At 37.7% G+C, this 24,973-nt stretch carries 21 protein-coding genes, 4 pseudogenes and 1 riboswitch; of the genes and pseudogenes, 5 read left to right on the top strand and 20 right to left on the bottom strand.

All coding sequences use genetic code 11. The features are described 5' to 3' along the window. Positions 1-112 precede the first annotated feature (112 nt). The 11 genes and pseudogenes from lysA to JCM19034_RS00860 form a co-directional block, all read right to left on the bottom strand. Positions 113-1,432 carry a diaminopimelate decarboxylase gene (gene lysA, locus JCM19034_RS00910; RefSeq protein ID WP_062046543.1) on the bottom strand — a complete coding sequence of 440 codons (1,320 nt, stop codon included), beginning with the start codon at positions 1,430-1,432 and terminating at the stop codon, positions 113-115. A 215-nt stretch (positions 1,433-1,647) separates the two neighbouring features. Then, the gene (locus JCM19034_RS00905; RefSeq protein ID WP_062046541.1) at positions 1,648-3,132 is read right to left on the bottom strand and encodes a spore germination protein; all 1,485 of its coding nucleotides are present in this window, start codon (positions 3,130-3,132) and stop codon (positions 1,648-1,650) included. Then, positions 3,129-3,687, bottom strand: a pseudogene (locus tag JCM19034_RS00900) (stage V sporulation protein AE). The gene JCM19034_RS00905 and the pseudogene JCM19034_RS00900 overlap by 4 nt, the downstream one beginning before the upstream one ends. An 11-nt stretch (positions 3,688-3,698) precedes the next feature. Next, entirely contained in the window at positions 3,699-4,052 is a 354-nt protein-coding gene (gene spoVAE / locus JCM19034_RS00895) for a stage V sporulation protein AE (protein WP_062046539.1), read from the bottom strand. 1 nt (position 4,053) lies between these two features. Then, a pseudogene (gene spoVAD / locus JCM19034_RS00890) lies at positions 4,054-5,057 on the bottom strand (stage V sporulation protein AD). Positions 5,058-5,073: 16 nt separating this feature from the next. Continuing rightward, positions 5,074-5,535, bottom strand: coding sequence for a stage V sporulation protein AC (gene spoVAC / locus JCM19034_RS00885; protein ID WP_062046537.1), 462 nt, complete (start codon positions 5,533-5,535; stop codon positions 5,074-5,076). Between the two features lie 225 nt (positions 5,536-5,760). Continuing rightward, positions 5,761-7,666, bottom strand: a pseudogene (asnB, locus tag JCM19034_RS00880) (asparagine synthase (glutamine-hydrolyzing)). Between the two features lie 189 nt (positions 7,667-7,855). Next, on the bottom strand, positions 7,856-8,389 hold the full coding sequence (locus tag JCM19034_RS00875) for an acireductone dioxygenase (RefSeq protein ID WP_062046534.1): 534 nt from the start codon (positions 8,387-8,389) through the stop codon (positions 7,856-7,858). Further along, on the bottom strand, positions 8,376-9,014 hold the full coding sequence (locus tag JCM19034_RS00870; RefSeq protein ID WP_062046532.1) for a methylthioribulose 1-phosphate dehydratase: 639 nt from the start codon (positions 9,012-9,014) through the stop codon (positions 8,376-8,378). The genes JCM19034_RS00875 and JCM19034_RS00870 overlap by 14 nt, the downstream gene beginning before the upstream one ends. Beyond that, complete coding sequence (locus JCM19034_RS00865) at positions 9,011-9,658, bottom strand: 2-hydroxy-3-keto-5-methylthiopentenyl-1-phosphate phosphatase (protein WP_062046529.1); 648 nt, start codon at positions 9,656-9,658, stop codon at positions 9,011-9,013. The genes JCM19034_RS00870 and JCM19034_RS00865 overlap by 4 nt, the downstream gene beginning before the upstream one ends. 5 nt (positions 9,659-9,663) lie before the next feature. Further along, positions 9,664-10,851: a 2,3-diketo-5-methylthiopentyl-1-phosphate enolase gene (locus JCM19034_RS00860; protein ID WP_062046528.1), complete on the bottom strand. Its 1,188-nt coding sequence runs from the start codon at positions 10,849-10,851 to the stop codon at positions 9,664-9,666. A 162-nt stretch (positions 10,852-11,013) separates the two neighbouring features. Then, positions 11,014-11,120, top strand: a riboswitch (SAM riboswitch). Positions 11,121-11,196: 76 nt separating this feature from the next. Here JCM19034_RS00860 and mtnK point away from each other — a divergent pair. Further along, a complete protein-coding gene (mtnK, locus tag JCM19034_RS00855; protein WP_062046527.1) occupies positions 11,197-12,408 on the top strand; it encodes an S-methyl-5-thioribose kinase in 1,212 nt (403 codons plus the stop codon). Continuing rightward, positions 12,405-13,452 (top strand): annotated as a pseudogene (gene mtnA, locus JCM19034_RS00850) (S-methyl-5-thioribose-1-phosphate isomerase). Before mtnK ends, mtnA begins: the two are co-directional and overlap by 4 nt. A 58-nt stretch (positions 13,453-13,510) precedes the next feature. On the opposite strand, the gene sigF reads toward mtnA, so the two are convergent. The 5 genes from sigF to JCM19034_RS00825 all read right to left on the bottom strand — a co-directional run bounded on the left by sigF (position 13,511) and on the right by JCM19034_RS00825 (position 16,764). Beyond that, the gene (sigF, locus tag JCM19034_RS00845; protein ID WP_062046525.1) at positions 13,511-14,275 is read right to left on the bottom strand and encodes an RNA polymerase sporulation sigma factor SigF; all 765 of its coding nucleotides are present in this window, start codon (positions 14,273-14,275) and stop codon (positions 13,511-13,513) included. Positions 14,276-14,287: 12 nt separating this feature from the next. Further along, complete coding sequence (spoIIAB, locus tag JCM19034_RS00840; RefSeq protein WP_062046523.1) at positions 14,288-14,728, bottom strand: anti-sigma F factor; 441 nt, start codon at positions 14,726-14,728, stop codon at positions 14,288-14,290. Next, positions 14,729-15,076, bottom strand: coding sequence for an anti-sigma F factor antagonist (gene spoIIAA, locus JCM19034_RS00835; protein WP_062046521.1), 348 nt, complete (start codon positions 15,074-15,076; stop codon positions 14,729-14,731). Positions 15,077-15,209: 133 nt separating this feature from the next. Beyond that, positions 15,210-16,373, bottom strand: a complete 1,164-nt coding sequence (locus JCM19034_RS00830) for a D-alanyl-D-alanine carboxypeptidase family protein (protein ID WP_062047313.1) — start codon at positions 16,371-16,373, stop codon at positions 15,210-15,212. A 181-nt stretch (positions 16,374-16,554) separates the two neighbouring features. Next, the gene (locus JCM19034_RS00825; RefSeq protein ID WP_062046519.1) at positions 16,555-16,764 is read right to left on the bottom strand and encodes an alpha/beta-type small acid-soluble spore protein; all 210 of its coding nucleotides are present in this window, start codon (positions 16,762-16,764) and stop codon (positions 16,555-16,557) included. Between the two features lie 155 nt (positions 16,765-16,919). Here JCM19034_RS00825 and JCM19034_RS00820 point away from each other — a divergent pair, with 155 nt between their 5' ends. Further along, positions 16,920-17,099, top strand: a complete 180-nt coding sequence (locus JCM19034_RS00820; RefSeq protein ID WP_062046517.1) for an H-type small acid-soluble spore protein — start codon at positions 16,920-16,922, stop codon at positions 17,097-17,099. Positions 17,100-17,437: 338 nt separating this feature from the next. Beyond that, positions 17,438-18,985: an MDR family MFS transporter gene (locus JCM19034_RS00815; protein ID WP_062046515.1), complete on the top strand. Its 1,548-nt coding sequence runs from the start codon at positions 17,438-17,440 to the stop codon at positions 18,983-18,985. 391 nt (positions 18,986-19,376) lie between these two features. On the opposite strand, the gene JCM19034_RS20705 is transcribed toward JCM19034_RS00815, so the two are convergent. From JCM19034_RS20705 to xylA, 4 genes are all read right to left on the bottom strand, one after another. After that, positions 19,377-19,523: a YycC family protein gene (locus JCM19034_RS20705; protein ID WP_082393661.1), complete on the bottom strand. Its 147-nt coding sequence runs from the start codon at positions 19,521-19,523 to the stop codon at positions 19,377-19,379. A 134-nt stretch (positions 19,524-19,657) separates the two neighbouring features. Continuing rightward, positions 19,658-20,650, bottom strand: a complete 993-nt coding sequence (locus tag JCM19034_RS00810; RefSeq protein ID WP_062046513.1) for a Gfo/Idh/MocA family protein — start codon at positions 20,648-20,650, stop codon at positions 19,658-19,660. Between the two features lie 20 nt (positions 20,651-20,670). After that, positions 20,671-22,170 (bottom strand): xylulokinase, encoded by a 1,500-nt coding sequence (xylB, locus tag JCM19034_RS00805; protein WP_062046511.1) that lies wholly within the window; start codon positions 22,168-22,170, stop codon positions 20,671-20,673. A 75-nt stretch (positions 22,171-22,245) separates the two neighbouring features. After that, positions 22,246-23,562 carry a xylose isomerase gene (gene xylA, locus JCM19034_RS00800; protein ID WP_062046509.1) on the bottom strand — a complete coding sequence of 439 codons (1,317 nt, stop codon included), beginning with the start codon at positions 23,560-23,562 and terminating at the stop codon, positions 22,246-22,248. Between the two features lie 228 nt (positions 23,563-23,790). On the opposite strand from xylA, the gene JCM19034_RS00795 reads away from it, so the two are divergent. Next, entirely contained in the window at positions 23,791-24,969 is a 1,179-nt protein-coding gene (locus JCM19034_RS00795; RefSeq protein WP_370621764.1) for an ROK family protein, read from the top strand. The last annotated feature ends 4 nt before the right edge of the window (positions 24,970-24,973 follow it).

The following is a 24,973-nucleotide window of genomic DNA, read 5'->3' as shown; positions in this document are numbered from 1 at the left end:
TTCATAAATCCTCCTAAAATTTCGTTCACCTTATTCTACATGATTTACTTTAGAAATGCGACTAAACAACCTAATGAAAAAGTGAAAAGAGAGCGATGCTCTTTTCACTCTACTATTTCAACATATTGCTTGGCAATGGTACATCTAAACGAATAAGATCTGGGTAGCTTTCACGCTCAATCACTTCAAAAGCTTCTCCGTTTTCAACAAAAACAACACCAGGTCGAGGAATCCGATTATAATTATTCGCCATTGAATATCCATATGCACCAGTACAGAAAACAGCTAAAATATCTTCATGGTTTGCTTTTGGTAATGGTAAATCCCAAATAAGCATATCTCCACTTTCGCAACATTTCCCAGCTATTGAAAACGTCTCATTTGCTTCTTCATTGGCACGGTTTGCAAGTACCCCTTCATATTCTGCTTGATATAAGGCTGGTCGTAAATTATCACTCATTCCACCATCAACCGCTAAATAATGACGGACATTAGGAATTTGTTTTTGTGAACCAATCGAATATAATGTTGTTCCTGCATCCCCTACTAAAGAACGGCCTGGTTCGATCCAAATTTCAGGAATATCAATCCCTGCAAGCTGAGCTTTTTCTTTCACAACATTAGCCATTTCCTTTACATATTCACCAGGAGGTAATGGTGTGTCGCCCTCAACATAACGAATTCCGAATCCACCACCAACATTAATTACTGATGGAACAAATTGAAATTGCTCTTTTAATTCTTCTAGTAGTTCAAACATTTTTTCAACTGCCATAATAAACCCAGACGTTTCAAAAATTTGTGAACCAATATGACTATGCAATCCTAGTAAAGTCAGAGATTCATCCTCTTGAGCGAGCTTAACTGCCTCATGCACTTGACCGCTTATAAGATCAAAGCCAAATTTAGAATCCTCCTGACCAGTAGAAATATAATCATGAGTGTGTGCTTCCACTCCTGGGGTAATTCGCAATAAAATACGCATATGCGACTTACGTAGCTTACAAATGCGACTTAACTGTTCTAGCTCATAAAAATTATCTACGACAACGCAACCAAGTTTTGCTTCAACGGCCATTTCCAACTCTTCAATACTCTTATTATTGCCGTGAAAATGAACTCGTTCCATCGGAAATTCCGCTTCAATAGCTGTATATAATTCACCGCCTGATACAACATCTAAACTTAAACCTAAATGATTGACAAGCTCAAACATCGCAATAGAACTAAACGCCTTACTAGCGTATGCAACTTGAAAAGGTACATCAGCTTCACGAAAAGCTTCTTGGAATTGGTTAGCACGTTCACGAATAAGTGCAACATCATACACAAATAAAGGTGTTCCATATTCTTCAGCTAAATTGACCATATCTACACCACCTATTTCTAGATGGCCATTTTCATTTATTTGACTCGTACCATATCTATACATAATGTTCTCTCCTTATTTTAAAAACCAAAAAAAAAATATCCATTCAACTTTATCATATAAAAGTGCATTATTCAATGAAAAAGCGTTATCGTTTAAGCTTATAATGACTGCTATTCTAACTTAAGAAATCAGCTACAGTCTGTTTATGATAAATGTTTAAACAATTAAAAATCCGAACGATGCCTAATTAATCATTCGGATTTTACGCTCTGATTTTATTCTGCTCTTTGCTTAGTAACATTTTGTGGGTGGACAATCGATGGCCGGAAACGTAAGGACGGGACGGTCGATCTAATAATAATGTGCCATAGTGCAGGTGGATCAAAAGGTAGGAATGGCCATAAATATGGTTTATTCAACGTTTTCAATAACGTTAACGCTAAAATAAATATCGTTAATCCTATCACAAATCCAGGTGCTTTAAAAAAGGCAACAGATATTATAAGTAAAACCCTAACAACCCTTAAGGCTAATCCCAATTCATAACTTGGCGTGGCAAACATTCCTATTGCACCTAAGGCAATGTACAAAATAACTTCAGATGTGAAATAACCAACCTCAACTGCTAATTCACCAATTAGTATCGCTGCAACTATCCCAAGTGCCGTCGCTAATGGAGAAGGCGTATGTACAGCTGCCATCCTTAATAGCTCAATTCCTAACTCAGCAAAAAGAATTTGTACGACAATTGGAATATGATTCGGCTGCTCTGGTCCGATAAAGTCTAATCCAGCAGGTAAAAGAGACGGTTGCATCACTAATAGTAACCAAAAAGGTAAGATTAGCAGTGAAAACATAATACCGATGAATCTCGTCCACCTTAAAATTGTACCAATCATTGGGGCCTGGCGATATTCTTCGGCGTGTTGAACATGGTGAAATAACGTAGTTGGTGTAATAATAACACTCGGAGATGTATCAACCATAATAACAATATGACCTTCCAACAAATGATCTGCTGCAACATCTGGTCTTTCAGTATAGCGAACTAATGGAAATGGATTCATACGCTGTTTGACAATATACTCTTCCACTATTTTATCAGCCATTGCAATTCCATCAATTTTAATCGCCTCTAATTCTTTCTTTACGATCGCAACGAGATCAGGGTCTGCAATCCCGTCTATATAGGATATGCAAATATCTGTTTTTGAACGTGTTCCAACTTTCATTATTTCATTTCGCAATCGTTCATCACGAATACGACGTCTCGTTAATCCAGTATTCATGATTATATTTTCAGTATAGCCATCTCGTGCTCCACGTACGACTCGTTCTGTATCAGGCTCCTCAGGACCACGTCCTGGATAGTTACGAACATCAATAACAATCGCCTGCTTTTCGCCCTCTACTAAGATCGAAATCAAACCTGAAAGCATTTGTGTTGCCACATCTTCAAGTGTATCGACGTATTCAACTTGAACGTGAGGCAAATGATTGATAATCGTTTGTTTAAAATCATCTACTTCGGATTTCAATCCCCCTGAATCAAGTAACATTAATTCCCTTAAAATTTCAATTATATATAGATTATCACAGAGCCCATTTACAAAATAAATTTGTAGTTCCTTATCAAAAACCGTAATTTTTCTAACACCAGCGTCAAATGAAACATCAAATCCTAAACGCTCTTTTAATTGCTCTTCGTTTTCTTGAATATCGGGTGATATCGCCGTTTGCTTTTCTTCTGTTTGACTCATTGATATCCACTCCGTTCTAAAATAATCTCCACTGCCTTTTTCGTAATCGGTGCTCCTTTTTTACAGAATCCCAACCAGCCATCTTCCCAATATCACCTACTCCAATAATAATCGGGATGTTCAACTGATCTAATATATAAACCGTATCACCGTTTATTCTTCCGCGTTCTAAATCAGGTAATCCTTCCTTATCAACTCCAACTCCGTTAAATCTCCAAAGCGATCAACACTTATTGTTACATCTGTCCATTCCGAACTGTGTGTCGATGAAGCAACGGCAATTGCTCCAATAACCTCGATATCGGGATGTTTAGCCACTGCTTGCATAGCTCTCTCGCCTGGCCCATTCTCTCGATAACCGCAATCATCAAACATAACTAAGACAGGATCATATGGAGTTTGGAGGATGTATGAGATGAGTTGATCCTCATCAATCTTCGTTGGATTTCCAGCAGAACGACTAATACAGCGTCCGCCAATTTCTCTTGCTACATTTTCAACTGCTTTGCGTGCCGCTTCATCTCCATCGGTTATAAATATAACTTTTCGTTTCATGTAATTCTCCTTTATCCTTTCGGCTTAAAGAAAAGTGCTACTAGAAAGCTAAATAAAATCGTAGAAGAGATTCCAACAGACGTTACTTCAAACACTCCCATTCCAACTCCAAAAAAACCATACCGATCACCTTCAGACATCGCTCCATGCACAAGTGAATGACCAAAGCTCGTAATCGGGACCGTTGCTCCAGCACCTGCGAAGTCAATTAAACGATCATACAGATGGTACCCATCGAGTAGTGCACCAGCAACAACTAACGTACTTAATGTATGTGTAGGAGAAAGTTTACCGATATCCATTAACATTTGACCGATAAAGCATATTAACCCACCAACGACAAATGCTGCAAAATATTCAAACATGTTAATCCTCCCGTTCAAATGAAACAGCATGTGCAATGCATGGAATAGACTCATGTTGATGCATCATAATTGGACTTAATAGAGCACCTGTAGCGACAACGAGTATTCTTTTTATGGCACCTCGTTTCATCTCATTTATGAAATGCCCAAATGTTACTACTGCTGCACAGGCAGCTCCACTCCCTCCTGAAAAGACGGGTTGCTCTTGATCATAAATGACAATACCACAATCCTCATGATTGGTAAGTGAATAATGATTTTCTTCCATTAGTTTACGCAAAATTCCACTTCCTACTCGAGATAAATCACCTGTAACAATGACATCATAATAGGATGGATCGCGGTTTAAATCTTTAAAATGGGTCACAATTGTATGTGCAGCTGCTGGTGCCATAGCTGATCCCATATCATATGGATTTTTTAGACCATAGTCGACGACCTTTCCAATTGTAGCACTAGTTATCCGAATCGAACTTTGCTTTGAACCTATTACAATTGCCCCTGCTCCTGTAACAGTAAAAGTAGCTGAATCAGGACGCTGTCCTCCAAATTCGGTTGGATTTCTAAATTGTCTTTCTGCTGTTGCATTGTGACTACTTACAGCGACAAGAATATGATCTGCCACATCTGTATCAATTAGTAGAGATGCTAGCGATACTCCTTCCATCACTGTTGCACAAGCTGAAAATAAACCAAAATAAGGAGTTTCTAGCTCCCTTGCAACATAATTAGACGTGACAATTTGATTTAATAAATCCCCCGCAAAAAATAATTGATATCGTCCTCTTTTTTTCCAGCCTTTTTTAAAGCAATTTGAATAGCGTCCTTCATCAATTGTCTTTCAGCTAATTCCCACGTATCTTGACCTACGTATAGGCTATCGTACGTTTTATCAAAGCTATCATTTATAGGTCCTTTTGCTTCCTCGGGTCCTACAGTCGTTCCAGTCGATTGTACATAGACAGGAGCATTAAAAAACCACGTATTTCTGCCTTTTCTTTCCAAATAGACACGCTCCTCTCTATGAATTAATCAGCATTGAAACAAGTAGTCTTGTGAGACCAACTACATATGCTGATACAACTCCAAAAGCAATGACAGCACCTGTTAATTTAAACATGTTTGCCCCTATCCCAAAAACAAGTCCTTCACTTTTATGTTCAAGAGCAGCACTTGTCATCGCATTAGAAAACCCTGTTACGGGCACTAATGAGCCAGCACCAGCAAATTGTCCTAAACGATCATATATCCCAAACCCTGTAGCAAGAGCGGCAATAAGAATTAACGTTGCCAGCATGAAACTCATTGCCTCTTGTTGCGTAACAGGTAAATAGGTCATATATATATTGCTTAACCACTGCCCGAAGGTACAAATCAGACCCCCGATAATAAAGGCTTTAAGACCTTTTTTTATAATGTGACTTTTAGGTTGATATAGTTGAATGTTCTTTTGATATTGCTGCTTCACCTGTTCACCACTCATCTATGTTCCCCCTTTCTTCTTCCACATCAAATCGTACTGTTAGTATGACGATTTTATTGAGGGAACATACATTTTAAAAAAGAGTGTAGTAACTAATCAACATTCCTTCAACATCTTTTCTTAATGGATGATTTCTACTACTTTCCCCAAAAGGCTACATACAAAAAAAGCTTGTACGAAAAGAACTACTTACCTTTTACGTACAAGCCTATACGACAAGTATATTTAACTAATACTACAAATTGATTGTTGATTATCTTCGTTAATTGGAGTTATCCATTTCTCACAATCATACTTTCCTTCTACAAAAACTTGGTGCCAAACAATGAAACAAATAATCGTCCATAATTTTCTGCTATTATCTGCATCACCACGAGCATGGGCATACAAAAGTTCCCTAATATAGGGTTTATGTAAATAGGCAGATATTTCACTCTCTCTTACTAATTCTTCTACCCATTCAAACCACTCATTTTTTAACCAGATACGTAACGGAACAGGAAATCCTAATTTTTCCTAGCAACAACATGCTCTGGAATGAGTTCAGCAAACGCTTTTCTTAATAAATATTTCGTTGTTCCCATCGCCGTTTTACTTTCAGGAGGTAATTGCGATGCCACATCAAAAACGATTGAATCAAGAAACGGCACCCTTAATTCTAACGAATGGGCCATTGTCATTTTATCAGCCTTCATTAAAATGTCACCTCTTAACCAGGTCATTAAATCGATGTGCTGCATTCGCTGTATTGGCCTCTCGCCAATTGTTTCCTCGTAAAAAGGTGTAGTAATCGTTTCATTCGAATAAAGAGGATCATATCCTTTTATTAGTTTCATTTTCTCTACTTCCTTAAATATGAAGGCATTTCCAATATAACGTTTTTCAAGTGGGGTAATACCGCGTTCAATCCAGCTTTTCCCTTTTACACCTTCAGGTAATAAGTGGGCTAGCTTGGCTAATACTGGTTTAATATTATTTGGCAGCATTGAAAAAGGAGCTAAGCTAATCGGTTCACGATAGATAGAATAACCACCAAACAATTCGTCTGCACCTTCTCCTGATAACACAACCTTTACGAAGTTACTTGCCTCCTTTGCGACAAAATATAAAGGAATTGCAGCAGGATCAGCAAATGGATCATCTAAGTGCCAAAGAATTTTCGGAAGTTCATTTTTAAATTCATTCGCCGAAAGTACGGAAATATGGTGATCAACATTCAGTTTTTCCGCCGTCTTAGCTGCAACGTCTATTTCACTATATCCTCCTTCATCAAAACCGATAGAAAAAGCTTTTATTTTTGGGTGTAGTTCGCTTGCTAACGTGGTGATGATCGTTGAATCTATTCCTCCAGATAAAAAGCAACCGACAGGTACATCACTTCTCATATGCTTCTCGACCGAATCCTTAATTGCTGATTGAATCTGCTTAATAGAAAATTCCTTTGGTTGGGAAGAAGTCGTTAAATTCGGCTTCCAATAGATTTGCTTATGTAAAGGTTTCCCGATTTCTTTAATCGCAATCGTCCCTGGTTCTAGACGATTAATATGTTCTGTCATTGTAAATGGCTCTGGAACATATTGAAAGGAAAAGTAATGGTGGAGTGCCTGCTTATTAATGCTTCCATCCATTTTTTGTGTTAAAATCGCTTTTTTTCGGAAGCAAAAATAATTCCCTCTTCACTCTCGACATAATATAACGGCTTTATTCCGAAGCGATCACGAGCAATTATTGCTTTTTTCTCTTCGCGGTCCCAAATAACAAAAGCGAACATCCCTCTAAGCTTTTCTACTACTCTCATACCAATCTCGCTAAATAATGCTAGAATTACTTCCGTATCGGAATTTGTCTGGAACTCCTTACCCTTCTCTATTAGCTCTTGACGTAATTCAATATAATTATAAATTTCACCATTAAATACAATTGAATAACGATGATCTTCATATGTAAGAGGCTGATTACCACCTTCAACATCGATAATACTTAAACGTGCAAACGCCATTTCAATATGTTCGCCCTTTAAATACCCTATTTTGTCAGGACCACGGTGTAAAATAAAACGATTCCGATCCATCATTTTTTTATAAGAACCCTTTTGATTATCATCACAAATATGAACAACAAAACCGCACATCATCATCTTCCTTTCATTCTTACAGACAATTTTGAACATGAAACGAAAGGAATCAAATAAAGGTTACAAAAAAGTAAATAAAAACCGTTTCTGAATATAATGACATATATCCCAAAAATCCTTTTACGACCAATTCACAATTTCTCTTTCAAAAAAAAAGCCAACGGTCTGTTCAACCGTTGACATTTTTTACAATTTGTACTCTTTTTCCTCATATGGATGGGCAACCCAGCCTTCAGTATCAATAAATAAACGAACAGCTACAACTTGACGATCATCCATTAATGTAAAGAAGTGTGGTGTATGTTCTGGAACAGAAATCACATCGCCAGCCTCTAATTCAATGTCAAAATAACCTGTTTCACCTTTTACGATAAAAATACCATGTCCAGCTGTGATAGCTCGAACTTCATCATCAGTATGTGTATGGACATTTTCAAATTTCTTCAACAGTTCATCTATATTAGGAGTGTTTTCAGATAACGATATCACATCCCAATTCACATACCCTCTCCGTTCTCCTAATGAACGAATATCCTCATCAAAACTATTAAGAATTTCCTGTTTATCTTCATCAGATAAATCAAAACGTTCCTTTAAATGATCAGGAAGTTTACTCATATCCCACTTCTCATACAATACTTCCTGACTTTCTAAAAATGCTTTAACCTCTTCAGTTCCTTCAATTACTTCACCTGTGTTACGAACTTTAATAACTGCCATTTCTAATAACCTCCTTTAAATTTGCTGCTTTTGCATGTAGCAGTTTCATCTGATAAGAAAATAAAAATTCACATGCTTCAAGATGACGCTTCGCCTCAAACGCATTCCGTCCCCAAACCGTTATCCCATGATTCCGGATTAAAACAGCTTTTGTTTCAGGCTCAATTACATCACCAATTGCCTTCCCTAACGTAGGGAGATCGGCATAATTCTCCACAATAGGAATCGTTAATTCACCATCTTCTTCCCAAATCCCAAATGCCTTTATAAGCTCGACACCCTTGAACGTAATAAAGCCTTGTTCAAAATAAAGATCAGATATTAAATTATTATCTAAAGTATGTACGTGAAGACTGCAGCCGGCATCTGTTCGCTTATATACTTCTAAATGGATCACTGTTTCAGCTGAAGGCTTTCCTTGATCGGTAAGAGCTGCTCCCTTTTCATCAACTAAGACAAAGTCTTCTATTGTTTCTTTATATTTATCTTTTCCACTAACCGTTACTAAACATTGAAGTGGTTCATCATGTACTTTAATGGAGAGGTTTCCACTCGTACCAGGGAACCAATCTCTCGCTGCTAATTCACGTTTGATTTGAGCTAGATCTTGCCATTGTTTCATCATGCTGTATACCCCCTTTCTTGTAGAACGTTTATACAATCAAAAAACGTGACAAAAGGTTTATATTTAAGGTTCAACTGCTTACATTTATCTAACAACAAATCTCGTGCTAATACGAAGTCGGCCTGTTTTGCCGCCTGTAAATCTGTTATCGAATCACCAATAACAATCACTTCTCTGCCTTTGGCTTCTTTACGCAAGATTGATGGTTTACAGCATCCACAATCATTATCACATAAAGAATCACACTCATGAGGCCATTCTATTTTAATCGTTTCTCCCTCAAAATTAGCAGAATTACAGTAAATCGGTAAATCATAAGGTTCTAGTAAAGGCTTAACAAAGAAATCAATTCCACCACTAACGATGATTAATTCAATTCCTTGTTCCTTTGTAAAATCAACAAACTCATTAAACCCTTCGCGAATTTGTGCATCAGCTAAAATAAACTCAGTTAGTTGTCGTTTAGATGATGATGGTAATAAACGAAATAGCTTTCCTACACCTTCTCGAATAGATATTCTTTCACTTAAAATTTGCTCCTTTATCTCATTCCATTCAGGTGGGGCAAACTCCTTCATAATCGCAATAATATTATCGTTTTTCGTTATCGTACCGTCAAAGTCACAAAATATAACCGGCTTCATCTTTCTTATTCCCCTCCCCAAAGCGATAACGCTTGACGGAGTTCCTCTGCATCAGTTGCTGCATCCTTTAACGATCGTTGATTTAAAACTGCATCTATTGCTTGACGGAATGCTTTCCCACCAGCAGGAGCACCACCTGGGTGTCCATGAATCCCACCACCGGCATTTATAATACTATCTATTCCGAAGTCTTGCATTAATTTCGGTGTTAGTCCTGGGTGAATGCCGGCAGAAGGTACAGGGAATGCGCGTTGATATACATCTGAAACGGTCAATTCCTTCGCTATTTTCACTGTCTCTTCTTTTGCCATCGCCACTGATCCGTACGGAGATGGGAATAAAACGAGATCTGCACCAGCCATCCGCGAAAGCTTTCCAAGTAGGAGAGATGGAGACAATCCATAATCCGGCGATGAAATCATCGCACCTGAAAAAGCTGGATGTGCCATTATCGGTAAAGGTATATTCGGGTCCTCTGCAAGCTCCTGCATCACATCTAAACCATATGAAAACACATTAAATAGAAGCAGATCAGCACCTGCATCAGCAGCTCGTTTAGCTTGCTCCTTCAAATGGAACGTACGACCTGTTATGTTAGCAGCATATAACGTTTTCTTACCAGTCTCCTCTTCACTTTCCTTTAATGCTTCTTTGCAAACTCTAATTCGTTCTTCTAATGGCGTCAAGTCATTTTCAAATAGAATCTCATCATCTTTTACAATATCTACTCCACCTAGAGCTTGTCCTTTCATTTGCTCCTTTAGTGAAGCTAAATCTCGTCCGATAACACCTTTAAAAATACTCATAAGCAACGGACGATCAAATGCCCCAGCAAGCTTTCTAATTCCTTCTAAACCGACTTGTGGTCCCGGATAGCTTTTCTTTAAATCTTCACTGAAATGGAGATTTACTAGCTTTACTTTTCCATCTAAAGATAATTTTCCAAACACGGTAGTTAAAATAGCCGGAATATCATTTGTAAAGTTCACACTAGGATATCCAATCGTAATTAAAGAGTAATCAGTTAACGTTTCTACTTTAATCACTCGACCTTTATGTTTTTTAAGTTGCTCCTGTTCAACAGTTGGAAGATTCGTCCATGAACCAACCGTTAATCCAACTGCAATTGAATCAGCCTTCTTTTCCATATTCGTTGTTCCATTTACTAGATAGGTTGCTTTGACTTCACCCATCTTTGTCACCACCTATAAGACTCTCATTAATGTCATTAATTATTTTAAAATTATGACAGTATTCTATTTTTACGTCAATCTTTTTACTATTTAAAAAATCTGAATTGACAAATTATATTAAATAAGTGTAACATGACCGTATGTTAATTGAAAAAGTGATAACTCTTATCATGAGAAGGCTGAGGGACTTGGACCGATGACGCCCGGCAACCTGCTTTAAGCAAAGGTGCTACTTCCAACAGAATGCTAGTCATTCTGAAAGATGAGAGGAACGAACAGAACTGTTTCAATCCTCTTGATCATTTCAAGAGGATTTTTTATTGTAGCCATATATAGGAGGAGAAAATGATGACAGTCAATACCTTAATATACGAACCGTTCACAATCGATTCAGCGATTAGCTATAGTAAGCAAATCGGTATCTTTGAACAAGATGACACATTAGTCGCACAAGAAATCGGAGACGGTAATTTAAACCTTGTTTTTCGGATTCAAAATCAGCAAACAAATAAATCTATTATCTTAAAACAAGCACTTCCTTATGCAAAAGTGGTCGGTTCAAGCTGGCCATTAACATTAGATCGTGCCCGGATTGAAAGTGAAGCATTGAAACGTGCATATGAACTAGTTCCGGAATTCACGCCACGAGTCTATCATTCAGATCAAACGTTAGCTGTAACGGTTATGGATGACCTTTCCCATTTGCAAATTTTACGAAAGGGGTTCATTGCAGGTCAAGTTTACCCCAGGCTCGCTCGTGATATCGGAATTTATTTAGCTCACACATTATTCTATCATTCTGATTTCGGCATGAACCAACAAGAAAAGAAGAAATTAACAGCCAGCTTTATAAATCCGGAGCTTTGTAAAATTACAGAGGATCTTGTTTTTACCGATCCTTTCTTTGATCATGATACAAATAATATCCCTGCTGGTTTAAAAGAATTCGTCAAGACCACTCTTTGGGACGACAACACGTTAAAAAGAGAAGTTGCTACATTAAAGCATATCTTCCTAACAAAAGGAGAAACGCTTCTACATGGCGACTTACATTCGGGAAGTATATTTGCTTCTCCCGTAGAAACAGTCGTTATCGATCCAGAATTTGCTTATTTTGGTCCGATGGGCTTTGATATCGGTGCTTTTATTGCAAATATTCTATTAAACTATTTATCACAAGAAGCACACATGGACGATGAACAAGCAAGAAAGGAATATCAAAACTACTTACTAAGTGTAATGATAGAAACGTGGAATGTCTTTGTCGTTGAATTCGGTGCATTATGGCAGGATCATAGTCAAGATGCCTTTATGAAAGTAGATGGATTTTTAGACGATGTGCTTCAACGAATTTTTGCAGATACACTAGGATTTGCAGGATGCAAAATGATTCGCAGAATGATTGGCTTATCAGGAGTAGAAGACGTTGAATCTATTGAAGATATAGAACTCCGTCTAAAAGTGAAACGAGCTGCGATTACACTTGGCAAAACACTCATTTTAAACCGTTCAACGCTATCATCAATGAATGAATTAAAGAAGGTTGTGACACAATGACAAAACTAGTAGAACCGATACGTTCGGTGCAATGGCAAAATAATCATGTGAAGCTCTTAGATCAAAGACTGTTGCCCCATGAAACAATCTATCTAACATTAACAACGATCAAAGATATTTGGGATGCGATATTCGAATTAAAAGTACGGGGCGCCCCGGCTATCGGCATCTCAGCCGCATATGGTTTATGCTTATGGTCACAATCATTTGATGGTGATGACGTGAAAAGATACTTAACGGAACTTCAAGAGCAAGCCACTTATTTAGAAACTGCAAGACCGACTGCTGTTAACCTATTTTGGGCAGTAAGACGGATTGTAAAAATAGCTAATACAGAAAACTCTGTTACAAAAGCTAAGCAAGCAGTACTTACAGAAGCCAAGCTTATCCAAGATGAAGATGAAGCGGTATGTAGGGCAATAGGTGAGCATGGGTTAGCACTATTTAATGATGGCGACACTCTTCTAACTCATTGTAACGCTGGCGGAATTGCAACTGCCCGCTACGGAACAGCACTAGCACCATTCTATTTAGCAAAAGAGCATGGAATAACATTAAAATGCTTTCGCGTGTGAAACTCGCCCGGTCCTCCAAGGAGCACGTCTTACAGCTTGGGAACTGCAAAACCTAGGTGTAAACGTTACGCTTATTACTGATAATATGGCTGCACATACAATGAAGTCAAAAGAGATCAATGCTGTTATTGTCGGAGCAGACAGGATTGCTGCAAATGGAGACACAGCTAATAAAATTGGAACTTTTGGTATCGCCTTAATAGCAAAATCATTAAACGTACCTTTTTACGTTGCTGCCCCACTTTCAACAATTGATTTGGAAACAACAAGTGGTCATGATATTGAAATTGAAGAGCGGCACGCTGATGAAGTTAGAACGATTAACGGTCAAAGCATTTCACCAAAAGACATTCAAGTGTATAATCCAGCATTCGACGTAACACCAGCTCAATATATTACAGGAATTATCACAGAAAAAGGTGTCATTAAAGGAAATTATGAGAAGGAGTTACCTAAACTGTTTAACTAATAAAAAATACGGCTGCTTCACAATGTTGCTCTTAGATCTTGTGAGGCAGCCTTTATTTTTACGGTTCACTCATATCATGTTTCATTTGCTCTAGTATTTTCTTTTCTAGACGAGAGACTTGGACTTGAGAGATTCCTAATCGATTTGCTACTTCTGATTGGGTTTGGTCTTTATAATAGCGTAAATACACGATTAGCCTTTCTCTTTCATCTAAATCTCTAATAGCTTCTTTTAGAGCAATTTTGTCAAACCATTTCGTTTCTGATTGATCAGCTATTTGATCAAGCAATGTTATTGGGTCTCCATCATTTTCATAGACAGTTTCATGGATTGAAGAAAGTGATTTGCTCGCTTCGCCTGCGAACACGACTTCCTCAGGTGAAATTTCTAACTGTTCAGCAATTTCATTAACTGTCGGAGTTCGTCCTAACGTTTTGGTCATTTCATCTTTTAATTTGCGAACTTTATTACTTAACTCTTTAATCGACCGACTTACTTTCACGGTACCATCATCTCGTAAAAAGCGTTGAATCTCTCCAATAATCATTGGCACAGCGTAAGTTGAGAATTTCACCTCATATGATAGATCGAATTTATCAACCGATTTAATTAAGCCAATACAACCAATTTGAAACAAATCATCAGCCTCATATCCACGATTCATAAAACGCTGAACAACCGACCACACAAGACGAGTGTTACGATTGACTATTAAGTCTCTAGCTTCTTGATCACCTGCTTGACTTCTGGCAATCAGCTCTTTAACTTCCTCATCGGTAAAATGAGGCTGTTGTTTTTTCTGTTGTTTAACCTCGACATCCATATTCAAAACCCCTTAATTACACATAGCTCTGCTATTTGTAAGAGTTTTTTTCAAGTAAACGGTTGTGCCCATCATCGGTTCGGAAGTAACGTCAACTTCATCCATAAAGTTTTCCATAATCGTAAAGCCCATCCCTGATCGTTCGAGCTCTGGCTTTGATGTATAAAGAGGCATTCGAGCTTCATCAACATCTTGAATCCCTAAACCTTCATCACGAATGATTAATTCAATGGCATTATCAATTAATTTAGCATGAATATAAACAACACCAGTGGGATCACTATTGTAACCATGAATAATTGCATTTGTTACAGCTTCTGAGACTACTGTTTTAATTTCTGTTAGTTCATCCATCGATGGGTCTAACTGTGCGATAAATGCTGCAACCGTTATTCGAGCAAACGATTCATTTTTACTAACTGCAGAAAACTGTAAATCCATTTGGTTATTCATTTACGCCACCCCCAACTTTTGCAACGCATATTCTTCATTCTCTTCTAAACGGATAATTTTAAATAATCCCGACAATTCAAATAGACGTTTCACAGCTGGTGAAATGGCACATACGACCATTTCACCACCAATTGCTTTTACTTGCTTATATCTTCCTAATATGACGCCAAGCCCTGAACTATCCATAAAGGAAAGCTGCTCTAAATTAAGAACAATATGCTTAACATCTCTTTTAAGTCTTTCCTCAACCTGTGCTCTTAGCTCCTCGGCTGTATGATGATCTAATTCCCCTATGAGGCGTACAAGTAAGACAGCACCTTTTTCCTCAACACTAATTTGCAAACTCAATGTGATCACTCTCCCTCTAAAGTTCCATTTACACAACATGTGCAATTGTTGTTTAGAGAGTTTCTCCTTTTTGTGTACACCTTCCTGCTACATGACAAAACTAGTGTCATTTCGAATAAAGTTGTCAGCTAATTTAAGAAGCAGTGCCAAATTTCCCGATTGTTCGCTTGAAAATGGACCACCAAGAAGCCTTTTGCACATCCGTTTCAGCTAATAAATCGGTTTGATTTAATAGTTTGCCCTCCTTTTCTATGATTAATGTACCTATAACATCACCTTTTGCAACAGGAGCCCGTAAATCTTCATTTAATTCAATACGTTCTGTAACATCATCAATTTTTTCCCCTTTTTTCGTTAACAAAGAAACCGACTCGGCTGTTATTGCCGCTACTTGTCTTTGTTCTCCTTTACTTACCTTCACATTGGACATTTCTTGACCACGGTCATATAATTTATGGCTTTGATATTGACTAAATGCATAATCTAACATAGAAGTAATTTGTGCATTTCTTTCCTTTGGTGATGGTGCTCCCATAACCACAGTTATTATCCGCATATCATTCTTTTCTGCTGTCGCTGCTAAACAATATTTCGCTTCTCTTGTAAAACCTGTCTTTAAACCATCAACACCTGGATAATATTTAACGAGTTTATTCGTATTCACAAGCCAAAAGGGATCATCACTATCTTGACGTAAATAATCTTCATATATCCCAGTAAATGTCGTAATATCTTCATATTTCAAAAGCTCTTTTGACATAATTGCTAAATCATGAGCAGATGAATAATGATTATCAGCGGGAAGTCCATTTACATTGACAAAATGTGTCTGTTCTAAACCTAACTCCTCTGCCTTTTCGTTCATCATTGTGACAAATTCTTCTTCAGTACCGGCAATATGTTCAGCCATTGCTACAGATGCATCATTACCAGAAGCTACGGCAATCGCTTTTAACATATCTCGAACACTCATCTCTTCACCCGGTTCCAAAAAGATTTGTGATCCCCCCATAGAAGCAGCATACTCACTCGTACGAACCATTTCATCATATGTAATCGCTTCTTTCTCTAGCGCTTCCATAATTAATAACATTGTCATGATTTTTGTCATACTAGCTGGGGGCAGCTTTTCATCTTTATTCTTTTCAAAAAGAATCTCGCCTGTGTCACGTTCAATAATGATAGCTGATGTAGAATTATCTGCTAATTTTGCTTGCTTTTCCGCAGCACTAACTGATGGTACTACTAATCCAATAATTAATAAAACAGATAAAATACTGGATAGAACTTTTTTCATCTCCATCCGACCTCCATTTTCGTTATGATAGTGTCTATGTCCTAAATAATAGCGACAATTCACCTAAGTTTACTCCTTCCATCTTTTCCAATTCTCCTTACTTTATACCTGATCAAAAAAAATAACAGTGCAATAAAAAAACTCGGGATTCATTCACCCCGAGTTAGGCCATTATATTTACTTATTGCTGATTAATATTTCCGCTCATTTGTGACTCTGCTTGTTGTACTAAGCGTTTAGTAATCTCGCCACCTACTGAACCATTGGCACGTGAACTATCATCAGCGCCTAAACGAACTCCAAATTCAGCAGCAATTTCATATTTCATTTGATCTAAAGCTTGTTGAACACCCGGTACAACTAGTCGGTTACTATTATTGTTATTCGCCATGCTGTTTCACCTCACTTTTATTGTGTTCACAAATTAGCATGCTTCTCGTAACCTTGAATTATCCTAGTGAGATTTTCCAATACTCATTTAATCGTACATATTTTTTTGTGATCAGCACAAGTTATAAATGATTTTTCAATGAAAGGATGTTAAACATGGAGATTAAACGAGTAAAACAAATATTATCGTCACCTGCTGATATCGATGTGACGTACAATGGTACCTCCATTTGGATAGACGAACTAAATGAAGCTGATCACACGGTTACTGTCCACCTTAGAGGGCCACTTGAAGAACGAACAACCGTGCCAATTGATGAGTTAGAAGAGAAATAAATAGCAAAGAGCACCTCACCTTTTCTTAGAAGTGTCGTGCTTAGCCTTTACACTGGCTTTTCTAGGAAAAAGTGTGTAGTGTGCGAAGCCGACATTCTTCATTCTAATCCACTACTGACACTTATGATAAATTTCCATAATCATTTCTATATAACTAAAGAAACTAGTCATCCATACAAATGCTATAAAAATAATCAACATGACAACATAGTAATTTCTTGAAGTATCAGTACCTCAAATTCTATTTCATTCATCAACTCTCTCTCTCTTTTGTATAAATAAAGAACCCTCACCCATGTTACAATAAATGGTGTATACAAAAACTGGAGGAAACGCCATTGGAAAATTTAGATTTCAGGAAAAAGCTGACAATCATGATCTCCGTCATGTCTGCCTTGTTATTTGCTGCATTAAATATGACAATCGTTGGTACTTCTTTACCAAAGATTGTTGCAGATATTGGCGGGATGGATTTTTATAGCTGGGTTTTTACCATTTACATGTTAACTGCTAGCACAACAGCTATTTTAGTTGGAAAATTATCAGATATTTATGGACGCAAACCTTTTATTTTGCTCGGAATTGGAATATTTACAATAGGGGGATTCCTTTGTGGTTTCTCACATACAATGCTGCAACTAATTTTATTCCGTGGAATCCAAGGTTTCGGGGGCGGCATGATTATGTCATCTGCTTTCACAACAATCGGGGATCTATTTTCACCGCGTGAACGGGGACGTTGGCAAGGATTAATGGGTGGTGTATTTGGTTTATCTAGCTTGATTGGCCCTACATTAGGGGGATTGATTGTTGATAACCTTAACTGGTCATGGGTTTTTTGGATCTTCCTCCCAATTGGTTTATTTGCATTTATAATGATTTTCAAACTTTATCCCAAAGTCGCTAAAAAAGAAGGTGAGAAAATTGATTATTTTGGCTCACTTACGTTGGCGATTGCCATTTTATCCTTGCTTCTAGCCGTCAACTGGGGTGGTTCTAACGGTTGGAGTTCTGCTTCTGTCTTAAGTATGCTTGCTTTATTTATCGTTTCATTTTTGTTTTTTATATGGATTGAAAAAAAGGTTACTAGCCCCGTCGTTCCACTTTCGTTATTTAAAAACCGAATCGTTACCGTTTCAAATATTATTTCCTTTCTGTCAGGAGTAGGAATGTTCGGTATCATTATGTACGTCCCCTTTTTCGTTCAAGGCGTATTAGGGCGTTCGGCTACTATTTCAGGTTTAACAGAAATGTCGATGACACTATCAATGGTTGCCTTTAGTACACTAGTAGGACAACTAATCACAAAAACCGGAAAATATAAACGATTTGCATTGATTGGTTTTTTCATTTTTTCAATCGGATTATATCTTAATTCCACATTAACGACCGAAAGCACACTCCTTACGCTTATCCTATACTTAATGATCTGTGGTATCGGACTTGGATTAACAATGCCAATTTTTACATTAACTGTTCAAAATGCGGTTGATCACCGCTATCTTGGTGTAGCAACTGCGACATCACAATTATCAAGACAAATGGGGGGCACGATTGGGGTTGCGTTCCTCGGAACCATATTAAATGCTAGAATGGGACAGCAATTAAGTGAAAAAAGTATACCAGCTTCATTAGAACAGACAGCTATAGATCCTAGTATGTTAACAAATCCTGGTTTGCTAATGGAACCAGAGGAAATTTCAAGTTTAAGAAATCTCATACCTGAAACAGTTATAGCTGACTTTGACCAATATTTAACTTCCATACAGGAAACATTAAATCAAGCTCTTTCAACTGTTTTTATAACCACTTCAATCGTTATTTTTCTAGCATTTATTATGACATTGTTTTTAAATGAAATCCCACTTCGCGATTCAAATGAGTAAATATTGTAAAACTCTGATTCAAAGCTATCCCTACAGTCAACTTATTTCTCAGTCGCCTTTGCAAATGGAAACTATTTAATAAAGATGTTATCTAAACAAGATCACATCTAAAGACCGTAGACTAAACGGAGAAGCCAATTTCCTTTTTGGCACTAAACAAAGCGGACGGGATGAGAGGGCCGACTCCTGCAGGAGGAAAGGGCAGGCTGAAATCCACCGGCGTATCGGTTAGTTCAACACCCTCCTGTCCAAAGCGTGCCCCCTACCCTTAGTAGCGTGGTCGGAGGACGATTTCCTGAGCAATAAAAAACCTGTCGCCTGTCTCGCTTATGCGAGACTTTGTCGACAGGCTGAGATGTGACCCAAACAAGATTCACATCTTTTCCTATTATTATTCATTATTCTTTTCATCTTTATCTAATTCAGCTAGCTTAGCAATTAGGATATGCTGTGGCATATGCATAATTTGTTCAATCGGTACTTTAAGCTTATCTGCTAAAATTTGAGCGGTTTCAGCTGATATTTGATGTGGACGCATTTCCTCTCCCCCTTATGGTTTCTTCATATATTTCTTTCAATATCTTACCGTATTATTTAGAAAAATAAAAATTAAAAGGTGCTCCAATAAGTTAAAGTCACTTATTGCAACACCTAAGAAGAACTACTCAAAAACTAAATCATAACACGATGTCCTGACTTCAGAGATTCGTAACAAGCGTCAATGACTTTCATATTACGAACTGATTGTCCACCTGGATAGAACGGCTCCTGACCTTCAAAAACGGCGTTAGCAAAATGCTCTACCTGATTTTTATATTGATCATCTTTAACAATTTCTGTACGTGAATGGCCTCCTACCTCAACAATTATCATTCCTTCACCATCATTGACTACATCAGGGCGATACGCACGCGGAACATGGATCACTCCTTTTGAACCAATCACTTCATATTCATTGCGATTAGACATATCAAAGCTACAATCAAACATTGCATGAACACCGTTTGCCATTTTCATATGTGCAAATACCGATAAATCGATTCCACGTTCTGTATCGATTTCACCGTGTGCTTGAACACTCGAAGGTTCTGTGCTTAAAATATGTCGAATTGCGTGGATTGGATAGCAGCCAATATCATATAAGCTCCCTCCACCTTTTTTTGCATCTGCACGAATATTACCTGAACGATCTTCAAGGTAAAAGGAAAAGCTCCCTTTAATTAATTTCACTTCACCAATTTCTCCTGAAGCGATAATTTTACGAACACGTTCGTGTTGACTATGGAACTGATACATAAAGGCTTCCATGAACGTGACCCCTTGCTCCTGACAAATCGTTACCATCTCTTGTGTATCATCAGCCGTTAGTGCTGCAGGTTTTTCACACAATACATGCTTTCCTCTTTTTGCCGCTTCAATCACCCACTTTTTATGCAGGTGATTTGGTAATGGAATATAGACTGCATCAATTGTCGTATCGGATAACAGTTCTTCGTAACTTTCATAAACATTTGGAATCGATAATGCTTCAGCTACTTCAGTTGCCTGTCCACTTGAGCTTGCTATGGCTGCGACTTCCCCATTGCTCGAACTCTGGATTGCGGGTATAACCTGTGTTTGACCAATTTGGGCTGTACTCATGATCCCCCATTGTAACGCTTTCATGAAAGTTCCTCCCTCATTTTTTATTTACGGAAGCTTACCAGTTGTTCGTTTAAAGATTTTGTTTGTTTATATACATCCTTATATAAAGAGAACAACTGCTTATATGCTTCCGCACGATCCGGATCTGGTTCGTATGTTTTTTTCACTTTAAGCCATTCATCTGCTATATTAGCAAGTCTATCATACCAACCACAACCAAAAGCTGCAAGCATGGCTGCACCAACTCCTGGACCTTGCTCAGTTTCTAGACGTTCTACTTTTGCATTAAAAATATCTGCTTGCATTTGCAGCCATTCCTCATTTTTTGCCCCTCCTCCGATCGATAAAACTGTATCAATCTTCTTCCCTGCTTCCCGGAAAATGTCGATCGATTCATTAAGCGAGAACGTTATCCCTTCCAATACAGCTCGAACAAAGTCTACACGTTTATGAGAAGCATCGATCCCAATAAAGCTAGCACGTATACTAGAGTCGGCATGAGGGGTCCGCTCACCACCTAAATAAGGAGTGAAAAGAAGTCCATTTGCACCAGGAGGCACTTTATCAATACCAGCTGTTAATTGCTCAAATGGTTCATTTGCAGCAAAAGTATCCTTGAACCAGCTTAAGCTGTGTCCCGCTGTTAATGTTACACCCATTGTGTAGTAAGCATTTTCTTGACCATGGTTAAAATAATGAACCTTACCTTCAAATTCCTTCTCACCATTTTCTTCAAATGAAAGAACAACACCAGACGTTCCGATGCTGCACATCGTTTTACCTTCAGATAATATACCTGAACCAATAGCACCACATGCATTATCCGCTCCACCAGCAAACACCTTCGTAGATTCCGGTAACCCTGTATCATAAGCAACCTGTTCTGTAATCGTCCCGACATAAGCATGTGATTCAACTAATGGCGGGCAAATCGCTACATCAATCCCTAGCTTATCAGCTATTTCTTTACTCCATTCTTTTTTCTGAATGTCTAACAGTAACGTGCCAGCCGCATCTGAATACTCACTGTGTAACTGATTTGTTAAACGATATCGTAAATAATCCTTCGGTAAGAGAAAAACGGATGTTTCTGCTAAATGTTCTGGTTCATTTTCTTTTACCCATAAGAGCTTAGGCAATGTGAAACCTTCTAGGGCTGGATTTTTCGTAATCGCCAATACTCGCTCTTTTCCAACTACATCATAAATATCATGGCATTGTTTCGTTGTGCGAGTATCATTCCATAATATAGCTGGGCGAATGACTTCATTTTCTTCATTTAACAACACAAGTCCATGCATTTGACCTGAAAAACTTATCCCTTCCACTTTAGCTGCTTCTTCTCGATTTTGCTGCACTAGCTGTTTTAATACATTCAATGTTTTTTTAACCCATTGTTCTGGATCTTGCTCACTATATCCCGATTTCTTTTGTATAAGTGGGTATGATTCGGAATATTGTGCCACTACACTACCTAGCCGATTCATTAATAAAACCTTTACTGCACTTGTACCTAAATCAACACCAATTACGTAGCTCATCAAAATACCTCCTTGTTTATTAAGCGTCTTTCTTTTTAAAAGGCTGTCCAATTGGACAGCCCCCTTTATCTGTAATTATTTCACATTTAGAATGTATTGATTTAAAATCGCTTTAATTTTTTCTTGACGACCAGATTGATTTTGGATTGGCTCTAATCCAAGTGCATATTCCTCGAGTTTATGAAAGTCAACTTTCCCGTCAACAAAATCACGTCCAATTCCATCATTAAATGATGCATAACGATCCGCTAAAATCGTTTCGAAAACTTGATCTTTAATTAATTGATTTGCCACTTTAGCACCAATTGCGAATGCATCCATCCCCGCGATATGTGAGTAGAATAAATCCTCTGTATCAATTGATCCACGTCTTACTTTTGCATCAAAGTTTAATCCACCAGAACCTAAACCATCATTTTTCAAAATTTCATACATTGCTAATGTAGTTGAATAAAGGTCTGTCGGAAATTCATCTGTATCCCAGCCAAGCAATGTGTCTCCTTGATTGGCATCAACTGAACCTAAAAGTCCATTGACACGTGCTAAACGAAGTTCATGCTCAAACGTATGTCCAGCAAGCGTCGCATGATTTGCTTCGATATTAAACTTAAAATGCTTATCAAGACCATATGTTTTCAAGAAACCAATACCTGTAGCAACATCGAAATCATATTGATGAGTTGTTGGTTCTTTTGGCTTCGGCTCAATTAAAAATTGGCCATCAAATCCAATTTCTTTAGCATAATCAACTGCTAAATGGAAAAAACGTCCTAAATTATCTAGCTCTAGTTTCATATCTGTATTCAATAGTGTCTCGTAACCTTCACGTCCACCCCAAAATACATAATTCTCTGAACCTAGCTCTTTTGCCACTTCTAACCCTTTCTTCACTTTTGCCGCAGCATATGCAACAACATCTGCATTATTTGAAGTTGCTGCTCCACCTACGTAACGAGGGTGTGTAAACATATTCGCTGTGTTCCAAAGCAATTTCACTTTACTCGTTTTCATGTAATCTTTAATCATCGTAATAATTTCATCTAAATTTTTATTCGTTTCTTTTAACGTGTCTGCTTCTGGAGCAACATCAACATCGTGGAAACAGAAATATGGAACACCTAATTTTTCAAAGAATTCAAAAGCGGCTTCTACACGTGCCTTGGCTTGATCCATACCGCTTAAATGATCCCATGGCCGAATCGCTGTACCAGCACCGAACGGATCACTACTGTCTCCTGTAAATGTATGCCAATACGCTACCGAAAATCGTAATAAATCTTCCATTCTCTTCCCTTGAATCAATTCATCAGGATTATAATGTTTAAAAGCAAAATCATTTTTAGAGTGTGCACCTTCAAATTGAATGTTTGAAACATGATCGAAGTAACCCATTGTTTATTCCTCCTAAAAATAAAGTTTAAATAGTAATTGCGAACGCTTTCACTAATACTATTTATTTTGATAAATTGATCATAGCATAGCGAACTTTGTTTGTCTATTGGCTAAACAAAGTTTATACTAGAAAAATAGAAATTGTCCTCCCTTCACTCTTATGTCACAATAATAGAAAGGAAATCGAACGAATTACGTATTAGGTTTGATAAATAAGGTGATAAAATGATGAAACATTCAATGAATCAACATTTAGTGAAAGTTAGTAATAAATCACTCGTCTTGCAAACGATTATAGACGAAACACCACTTTCAAGAGCAACCATTTCGCAAATGTCTGGATTAAATAAAGGAACGGTCTCTTCTTTAGTTAATGAACTATTAGAGGAAGAACTTATATTTGAATCAGGACCAGGTGAATCAAGCGGTGGAAGACGTCCAGTCATGCTTCATTTTAATCAAAGGGCTGGCTACTCCATCGGAATTGATTTGCAAGTTAATCGTATTTTAGCTGTCTTAACAGATCTTAAAGGAACGATAATTATGGAGCAAACAATGAAATTACCATCTACAGCTTATTCATCCGTTTGTCAAAACCTCCATGCTATCATTAAGCTTCTTATAGAGAAAACACCGCAAAGCCGCTATGGAATTGTTGGGATTGGAGTTGGCGTACCCGGGATTGTCAATAATAGTGGTGTCATTGTACATGCACCTAATTTAAAATGGAAAAGTATAGAATTAAAAAAGGAGCTCGAGCAAACCTATTCTCTCCCCGTCATCATTGACAATGAAGCCAACGGCGGTGCTTACGGTGAAAAGATGTTTGGTGCAGCTAAGCACGCTGAAAATGTCATTTATATTAGTGCTGGAATTGGGATTGGAGTTGGAATCATTCTAAATAATCAACTGTATCGTGGAGTTAATGGTTTTTCTGGTGAAATGGGCCATACGACTATACAAGCTGGTGGTCGCAATTGTATTTGTGGGAATAAAGGTTGTTGGGAGCTCTATGCTTCAGAAAGAGCATTATTAACCGAAGCCAAAAAAGTATATAAGAAGGACGAGCTTGATTTAGATGATCTTATTCAATTGGCCAATCAAAATGACGAGACGACTTTATCAATCATTCGAGAGATCGGTCTATATTTAGGTTACGGAATCAACTCGATTATGAACACTTTTAACCCTAACGATATTATCATTGGTAATCGGCTGGCTAGTTTGCAGAGCTATCTCCAAGAGCCAATAGAGGAAGTTACGAATCAAAATCGTTATCAATTTCAACAAGATAATTTAACGATACATTTTTCTTCGTTGGCTACTCATTCAACTGCACTTGGTATGGCAGCTTTTGCATCAGAAGCCTTTATTCGGCCAAAAGAGGAGATTGCTTATTTCACTTAAATCA

It is taken from the genome of Bacillus sp. JCM 19034 (assembly GCF_001310635.1).
GTDB lineage: Bacteria > Bacillota > Bacilli > Bacillales > Bacillaceae_D > Halalkalibacter.
Note: the sequence above shows the minus strand (reverse complement) of the source record. Positions and strands in the feature narration are given on the sequence as shown.